General features: G+C 68.6%; 8 protein-coding genes. 4 read left to right on the plus strand and 4 right to left on the minus strand.

Annotation, left to right across the window (positions count from 1 at the left end):
* Positions 1 to 379 precede the first annotated feature (379 nt).
* Positions 380 to 1804, plus strand: coding sequence for a subtilisin-like protease PopC (gene popC, locus D7X12_RS36860; protein WP_120629885.1), 1425 nt, complete (start codon positions 380 to 382; stop codon positions 1802 to 1804).
* Positions 1805 to 1863: 59 nt separating this feature from the next.
* Positions 1864 to 2334 carry a PopC secretion inhibitor PopD gene (gene popD, locus D7X12_RS36865; protein ID WP_120629886.1) on the plus strand — a complete coding sequence of 157 codons (471 nt, stop codon included), beginning with the start codon at positions 1864 to 1866 and terminating at the stop codon, positions 2332 to 2334.
* A gap of 232 nt (positions 2335 to 2566) precedes the next feature.
* Here popD and D7X12_RS36870 read toward each other — a convergent pair whose 3' ends face one another.
* Positions 2567 to 3169, minus strand: coding sequence for a malonic semialdehyde reductase (locus D7X12_RS36870; protein WP_120629887.1), 603 nt, complete (start codon positions 3167 to 3169; stop codon positions 2567 to 2569).
* Between the two features lie 120 nt (positions 3170 to 3289).
* On the opposite strand from D7X12_RS36870, the gene D7X12_RS36875 reads away from it, so the two are divergent.
* The gene (locus D7X12_RS36875) at positions 3290 to 3685 is read left to right on the plus strand and encodes a winged helix-turn-helix transcriptional regulator (protein ID WP_120629888.1); all 396 of its coding nucleotides are present in this window, start codon (positions 3290 to 3292) and stop codon (positions 3683 to 3685) included.
* Between the two features lie 27 nt (positions 3686 to 3712).
* Here the strand turns inward: D7X12_RS36875 and D7X12_RS36880 are convergent, their stop codons facing one another.
* The 3 genes from D7X12_RS36880 to D7X12_RS36890 form a co-directional block, all read right to left on the minus strand.
* Positions 3713 to 4459, minus strand: coding sequence for an SDR family oxidoreductase (locus D7X12_RS36880; protein WP_120629889.1), 747 nt, complete (start codon positions 4457 to 4459; stop codon positions 3713 to 3715).
* Positions 4460 to 4630: 171 nt separating this feature from the next.
* Complete coding sequence (locus tag D7X12_RS36885) at positions 4631 to 5848, minus strand: aminotransferase-like domain-containing protein (RefSeq protein WP_120629890.1); 1218 nt, start codon at positions 5846 to 5848, stop codon at positions 4631 to 4633.
* A 2-nt stretch (positions 5849 to 5850) separates the two neighbouring features.
* The gene (locus D7X12_RS36890; RefSeq protein ID WP_120612881.1) at positions 5851 to 6321 is read right to left on the minus strand and encodes an Lrp/AsnC family transcriptional regulator; all 471 of its coding nucleotides are present in this window, start codon (positions 6319 to 6321) and stop codon (positions 5851 to 5853) included.
* Between the two features lie 266 nt (positions 6322 to 6587).
* Here D7X12_RS36890 and D7X12_RS36895 point away from each other — a divergent pair.
* On the plus strand, positions 6588 to 7208 hold a 621-nt coding region (locus D7X12_RS36895; RefSeq protein ID WP_147443911.1), incomplete at its 3' end, for a TetR/AcrR family transcriptional regulator.

Consider the following 7208-nt stretch of genomic DNA (forward strand, 5'->3'; position numbering starts at 1 on the left):
GCCCACCCCTTCCCCACATCCGCTGGCGGACAGAGGGGCTGTGCGTTCCCGCTCACTCGTATCGCCCCCCGGAGGGAATCCGTTGCCTTTCCAGATGTTCGGGGAAGCCAAGTGAGGACCGAGACCCCAGACAAGGGGTGTCTATTGAGGAAACCCCGTGAACTTTTGTCAGGGGGGCGCGGTCCAATCACACGGTCGACCCCGCGAGAGGGGAGAGGGGAGGGCAGGCGATGACATGGCTTTCGGGCGACGCCCGGGAGCCCAATCCACCGGACCCGAAGGGGCTTGTCAGGGTTCCCAGGTGGGCGCGGTCCTTACGCGGGTGCTCCCCTCCTTCGGGGCCCCGGTGCGGATTGGTAGTCCAAGGAGCACACCACCCATGAAGTCTTTTCTCTTGGTACCCAAGGAGTCCATCGAGACGCAGGCCCGGCCGGGAGTTCGCGGCACGGCCCAGGGCGAGCGCGTCCTCGTTCGCAGTACCGCGCTGCGCTTCGGCGCCGCGCAGAAGGCCCCGGACGCCCTCACGGCCCTCGGCCTGCGTTCGGCCACCCTGCCCGGCATGAAGCCGGCCATCAGCGGTCAGGAGCCCCGGGGCCGCAAGCGCGCCGGAGGCCGCAAGAGCGCGGGCACCCGCGGCGCGGGCGCCAGCACCGTGCCCCTGCCGGGCGCACCCGTGACGGAGCAGACCGGCTCCGAGGCGGGCAGCTACCGGTACATGCCCCTCATCGGCGCCACCATGGCGCACTTCTACTCCGTGGACGCAGAGAACGCGGCCCGCGGAGAGCTGGCGGAGGAGTTCGAGTTCATCCCGGACGTGGTGCCCCTGTCCTTCCCGGGGCCGGTGTCGGCCGGACAGACGGGACCGCGCAACCGCGGCATGAGCTCGCTCGCGCAGCGCGAGTGGCCTGACGAGTCCGGTGTCCCCCTGGCGCACGCCCAGGGCATCCGGGGCGCCGGCGTGATGCTGGGCATCCTGGACACCGGCGTGGACGCGGACCATCCGGAGCACGCGAGCAAGACCATCCAGTTCCGCTACGTCTCGCTCTTCCCCAACTCGCCCCACAACCCCGCGCGCGACGTGCGCGGCTTCGACCCGGACGGCCACGGCACCCACGTGTGCGGCATCGCCGCGGGCGTGCACCACGGCGTCGCGCCGGAGGTGGACCTGTACGCCGCGTCCGTCATCGAATCGGAGACCATCCGCACCAGCCTCGGCCGCGTCGCCGCTGGCATGGAGTGGCTGCTCCACCAGTTCAGTCGTCCGGAGAACGCCTCGCGCCCCGCCGTGGTCAACCTGTCGCTGGGTTTCCCGCTGCAGCCGCCGCCGGGCATCACCGAAGCGGACTACCTGCTGAATCAGCGCGCCCTGCAGACCATGCTGCGTCGACTGCTGGACAGCAACATCCTGCCCGTTGTCGCGGCAGGCAACAGTGGACCGGACACGGTTGGTTACCCAGCGGCCTTTCCCGAAGCACTCGCCGTGGGGGCAGTCGACTTCGAGCGCACCGTGGCCACCTTCTCCGCCAGCGGCACCGTGGGGCGCCGCGTCGTGCCTGACGTCATGGGCTACGGGGTGAATGTGTATTCGTCTACTGAACGCCGCTGCAACAATCAGGCGTTCTACGAACGAATGAGTGGCACGAGCATGGCGGCGCCTTATGTCGCAGGTATTGCTGCGCTGTATCGTTGCCGTGCCCCTGACTTGACGGCGTTGGAAGTGAGGGATTTGATTCTGGCCAACGCCATCAAGCTTCCCCGCTCGGGCGGTCACCGGACGGGGAAGGGCCTGGCTGTTTTCAGGTGACGCGGTAGTTGCCGGGGCCGGTGCCAGGTGAGCACCGGACCCGGGGAAGGATGTGGGCCATGAGCAGGAAGACTGGCGTGCCGGGCAATCCGGGTGACATCTCGGCACGGATGGCCTCCGTCGCCTCCGTGCGTTCGTTGCCGGGCAGTGGGGGCTCGGTGCGCGCGCTCCCCGGCTCCGGGTACTCCGGTGCCACGGGGGTGGGACGCGTCACGGAGCAGGACATCGACGTCACGGTGATGCCCCGGGAGACCGCGGAGTCCCACGGACGCGCGGCGCCCGCGCGGGCACCCCTGCGCTCGCGCGCGGAGATCTTCAAGGAGGGCCAGGCGGAGCACGCCCGCTTCCGCGAGAGCTTCATGCGCTGGCTGGAAGCCCACCAGCTCGTGGGGGCCGTTCGCGCCATGAGCGAGCCGGGCGGTTCCCTGCCCATGCTGCACGTGCGCTGTGCCCCGCGCGTGTTGGATCAGCTTCGTCGCGCGCCGGAGTTCGAGGCGGGCACGATGATGCCGCTCGAACGCAATTACTAGAAAGCCCTGTCGCAAGCCTCCTGTCACACACTCCGGGCCCCGCATGGGCCCGGTCAGAGGTCGCGCCCGTGTGGGGGAGGGCGCTCCCGCTGGGAAGAAGTCCCACGCCGCGCTCGTCCTGGTGGAACCGACGGCGCAGGCTGCTTCTTCCTGATTAACCTAGAAACTCGGGATTGTGGCGTCTAGCGGCCACTGGACCGGAGTGGGATTCAGCCGTCTGGAATGAGACGGATTATTCAATGCGGCAGGCGTCCTCGAAAGCCAGACGCGGGTTGCGCGGGAAGAGCTTCTGCGCGTCGCCGTAGCCCAGGTTGAGGAGGAAGTTCGACTTCCAGCCCGTCCCCTCGAGGAAGGCCGCGTCCACCTTCGCCTTGTCGAAGCCGCCCATGGGGCCGCAGTCCAGCCCCAGCGCGCGCGCGGCGAGGATGAGGTAGCCGCCCTGCAGGGAGCTGTTCATGAAGGCGCCCTGTTCGCGCACCTCCGGGCTCTGCGCCGCGAAGACGCTCTTCATGTCGCGCGAGGGGAACAGCTTGGGCATCTGCTCGTGGAACGCGGTGTCGTACGCCACGATGACCGTCACGGGCGCCTGCATCGTCTTGTCCACGTTGCCCGGGGCCAGGGTGGGCTTGAGCTTCTCCTTGGCCTCGCGGCCCTTCACGAACACCAGGCGCACCGGCTGGCTGTTGGCCGCCGTGGGCGCCATGCGCGCCAATTCATACAGGCGGCGCAGGGTGTCGTCCGTCACCGGCTGGTCCAGCCAGCCGTTGTGCGTGCGCGCTTCGGTGAAGAGCTGCTCCAGGGTGCTCGCGTCCAGGGCGGGGTTCGTTGGGCTCATGGCCCATGGGTACCGGCGACGCTTTTATTTTGCAAGTAACTTCCTAAAAGTAAGTAAGTGCGCCCAGGTGTCCCTGACGCGGGGGAGGGGCGTCGCTATACTCGGGCAGGAGGCGACACGATGCATGACGACCTGAGCCCGCTCTGCGGACGGTTCCTGACGGCGGCCGACCTGCTGGGCAGGCGGTGGACGGGCGTCATCCTGCGCATCCTGCTGGACGGGCCGCGCCGCTTCGGGGAGCTGACGGAGGCCATTGGCACCATCAGCGAGCGCGTCCTGTCGGAGCGGCTGAAGGACCTGGAGGCGGAGGGCATCATCGAGCGCCACGTGGATGTGGGCCCGCCCATCCGCTCCGAGTACCGCCTGACGCAGAAGGGTCAGGACTTCTGGAAGGTCATCGACGAGTTGGGCAAGTGGGCGGAGCGCTGGGTGGAGCTCCCACCCGCGACAGGGTCCGCCAAGGGCGTGGCCGCGAAGGCCGCGCGGGCCGCGCCCCGGAAGCGCAAGACGGCCTGAGCTTCCGGAGCAGGGCGGGGATGCGGCCTAGAAGTTGAGGCCGCCGTCCACGTCGATGGTGCGGCCGTTGAAGTACTCGCACTCGATGATGAACTTCACCGCCACCCAGATGTCCTCGGGCAGGCCGATGCGGCCCACCGGGATGGAGGCCACCAGCGCGTCGCGGGCCTTCTGGTTCATGCCCTGCGTCATCGGCGTTTCAATCATGCCCGGGGCGACGGAGCCCACGCGGATGGCGAAGGGGGCGAACTCGCGCGACCAGGTGACGGTGTTGGCCGCGAGCGCCGCCTTGGCGGACACGTAGTTGGACTGGCCGCGGTTGCCGTGCCGCGCGATGGACGACATGTTGACGATGACGCCGGGGCGCTGGTCCGTCTCCACCATCTTCGTCACCACCTCGCGCACCATCAGCGTGGCGCCGGTGAGGTTGACGCCGATGACGGCGTTCCAGTCCGCGGTGGACAGCTTCTTCACCTGGCCGGTGGTGCGGTCCTTCTTCACCAGCAGCGCGTCGCGCAGGATGCCCGCGTTGTTGATGAGGCCGTTGAGGCCGCCCATGGCGCCGTGGGCCCACTGCACGAAGTCCGTGACGTCCTGCTCGTTGGACACGTCCAGCTTGCGGCGGTGGATGCCCTGGGGCAGCTCCGCGAGCCGCTCCTCGTTGACGTCGCCCACGGCCACCTGGCCGCCCGCTTCGTGGATGCGCTGGGCGAAGTGCGCGCCCATGCCCTGCGCGCCACCCGTCACGATGATCTTCAGGTCCTTCAGCTGCATGTGCCTCTCCTTGAGCGTCGCGAAACGGCGCGCAGGGTACGCACACCGCCCCGGCGCTTTCCAGCGCCGAGGAGGCTGAAACCTGAATCGGCCTTCAACTTTTTTCAGCCCGCCCCATGCCCGGCTGGCAACGCATTGCGTCGCGGCTCGGGCCCGGGCTGGGGCAGCCGGCTACAGCGCGTCCGCGATGACGGCGCCCAGCCGGCGCATGCCCTCGTCGATGAGGTCGGGCGGGCGGTTGGAGTAGTTCAGGCGCACGAACTGGGGCTGCGGCGCGTTGGCGAAGAAGGGGGCGCCGGGGACGAAGGCGACCTTCTGTTCAACGGCGCGGGGCAGCAGCGTGGCGGCGTCCAGCCCCCCGGGCAGCTCCATCCAGAGGAACATGCCGCCGTCCGGCTTCGTCCACTTCGTGCCCGCGGGCATGTGGCGCTCCAGGGCGGTGAGCATGGCCTGGGCGCGCTCGCCGTAGACGGGCATCAGCGCGGCGATGTGGCCCGCGTAGTCGAACGTGGCCAAAAGCCGCGCGGTGGCGCGCTGGGCGAGCGTGGCGGTGTGCAGGTCGGTGGCCTGCTTCGCGATGGTGAGCACCTTGAGCAGCGCTCGCGGCCCGGTCACCCAGCCCAGGCGCAGGCCGGGGGCGAGCGTCTTGGAGAAGGTGGACAAGGACAGCACCACGCCCTGGTCGTCCAGCGACGCGAGCGACGGCAGGTGCTCACCGCGGAAGCGCAGCTCGCCGTACGGGTCGTCCTCCAGGATGATGAAGCGGTGCTCCTGCGCCAGCCGCACCAGCGCCTTGCGGCGCTCCAGGGACAGGGTGGTGCCCTTGGGGTTCTGGAAGTTGGGGATGACGTAGAGCAGCTTCGGCTGGCGCTTCTTCACCAGCGCCGTCAGGTCGTCCGTGTCCATGCCCGCGTCGTCGCTGCGCACGGTGGCGAAGTCCACCTCGTAGCCGCCGAAGGTCTGGAGCGCCGCCAGGTAGCTGGGGTCCTCCACCACCACCAGGTCGCCCGGGTCCAGCAGCACCTTGCCGACCAGGTCCAGGCCCTGCTGCGAGCCGCTGGTGATGAGCACCTGGTCGCTGGTGGTGTGGTGCCCCTTGCGGGCCAGGTGTCCGCAGATCCACTCGCGCAGCGGGCCGAAGCCCTCCGTGGTGCTGTACTGGAGCGCCTGGCGTCCCTCCGCGGCGAAGGTCTCCTCGAAGGCCTTCGCGATGGCCTCCAGCGGGAAGAGCTCCGGGGCGGGCAGGCCGCCAGCGAAGGACAGGATGTCGGGGCGCTCCGCGATCTTGAGGATCTCCCGCACCGCGGAGGTCTTCATCCGGGACATGCGCTGGGACAGCCGGTAGGCCGGAGGAGGGGGCAGGGGGGCACTCATAGCGTCCGCGCTCATGGTCATTCTCCGTTCAACAACGCTTCGGGGACACGCACGTGCGTGTCCTCCTTCAAGGTCGACAGGACGATGGTGGTGCTCGTGCGCGTCACACCTGGAATGGTGCGCAGCGTCTCCACCAGCAGGGAGTCCAGGGTCCGCGTATTCGCGGTCTTCACCTTCAGGATGTACGAGTCCTGACCGGCCACCCGGTGCGCCTCCAGCACGTCCGGCAACAGCGCCACCTGCTGCGCGAAGCCCTCGAAGTGCTTGGGGTGCTCGATGCTCACGCCGATGAACGCGGTGATGTCCTTGCCCAGCCGCGTCGCCTCCACCCGCGCCGTGTAGCCCGTGATGACGCCCCGCTCTTCCAGCTTGCGGATGCGCTCGGCCACCGCCGGCTGGGACAGCCCCACCTTTCGGGACAACTCCAGCTGCGTGGCCCGGCCATCGCGCTGAAGCATGTCCAGGAGGCGGTAATCCAGGGTGTCCATGGGGCTTCCGACCTTATTTTTATAGGTCCCGTGGGTGAACGGCGGTGAAGTTATATGCCCCCGCTCAGGATTGCAAGTCCGTTTGTATGCAAACGGATGGGGCGACTCCAAGGGTCGGGTTCCCAACCTCCCGCGTCTTGTTCCGGCGCCTCCCCGCCTGCTGGCCGGAGGCGTTTGACGCTCTGCGTTCATGTCTGTCTTTGACGCGAGGAGCCAACCTTCGGCTTTTGACAAGGCTGTCGGGCGGGTGCTACCCGTCTTGAAAGATGAATCGACCTTCAACTTCAGAACGTGTCCCGGTGACGCCGCGTGGCCAGCGGACGCGGCAGAAGTTGTTGAAGGCGGCCGAAGCGGTGTTCGGGGAGAAGGGCTACGAGCGCGCGTCCATCGCGGATCTCACGCGCAAGGCCAGCGTCGCGCTGGGCACCTTCTACGTGTACTTCCCGGACAAGCAGTCCATCTTCGTGGAGGTGGTGGACGAGCTGGGCGCTCGCTTGCGCCGCCTCATCGCGGACTCCACCGCGAAGTGCACCACGCGGCTGGAGGTGGAGCGCGAGGGCTTGCGCGCCTTCTTCGAGTTCGTGCGCCAGCACCCCAACCTCTACCGCGTCGTGCGGCAGGCGGAGTTCGTGGATGCGGACTGCTACCGCCGCTACTACGACCGCTTCGCCAAGGGCTATGTGCGCGGCCTCACGCAGGCCATGGAGGCCGGCGAGGTGCGCCGCATGGATCCGGAGGCGCTCGCCTACTGCCTGATGGGCATTGGCGACTTCCTGGGCATGCGCTGGGTCCTCTGGGAGGAGGATCCGGGCCTGGAGCGCGTGCTCGACACGGCGATGACGCTGCTCAACCACGGCCTGTCCACTGGCGCCCCCCCGCCGCGTCCC

Origin of the sequence: Corallococcus sicarius (assembly GCF_003611735.1) — a bacterium.
Lineage (GTDB): Bacteria > Myxococcota > Myxococcia > Myxococcales > Myxococcaceae > Corallococcus > Corallococcus sicarius.

What these genes read in the sequence shown, in the direction of transcription:
- D7X12_RS36870 (WP_120629887.1), bottom strand. Translation starts at nt 3,169, where the DNA reads ATGAGCCCAACGAACCCCGCCCTGGACGCGAGCACCCTGGAGCAGCTC.
- D7X12_RS36880 (WP_120629889.1), bottom strand. Translation starts at nt 4,459, where the DNA reads ATGCAGCTGAAGGACCTGAAGATCATCGTGACGGGTGGCGCGCAGGGC.
- popC (WP_120629885.1), top strand. Translation starts at nt 380, where the DNA reads ATGAAGTCTTTTCTCTTGGTACCCAAGGAGTCCATCGAGACGCAGGCC.
- D7X12_RS36885 (WP_120629890.1), bottom strand. Translation starts at nt 5,848, where the DNA reads ATGAGCGCGGACGCTATGAGTGCCCCCCTGCCCCCTCCTCCGGCCTAC.
- D7X12_RS36890 (WP_120612881.1), bottom strand. Translation starts at nt 6,321, where the DNA reads ATGGACACCCTGGATTACCGCCTCCTGGACATGCTTCAGCGCGATGGC.
- popD (WP_120629886.1), top strand. Translation starts at nt 1,864, where the DNA reads ATGAGCAGGAAGACTGGCGTGCCGGGCAATCCGGGTGACATCTCGGCA.
- D7X12_RS36875 (WP_120629888.1), top strand. Translation starts at nt 3,290, where the DNA reads ATGCATGACGACCTGAGCCCGCTCTGCGGACGGTTCCTGACGGCGGCC.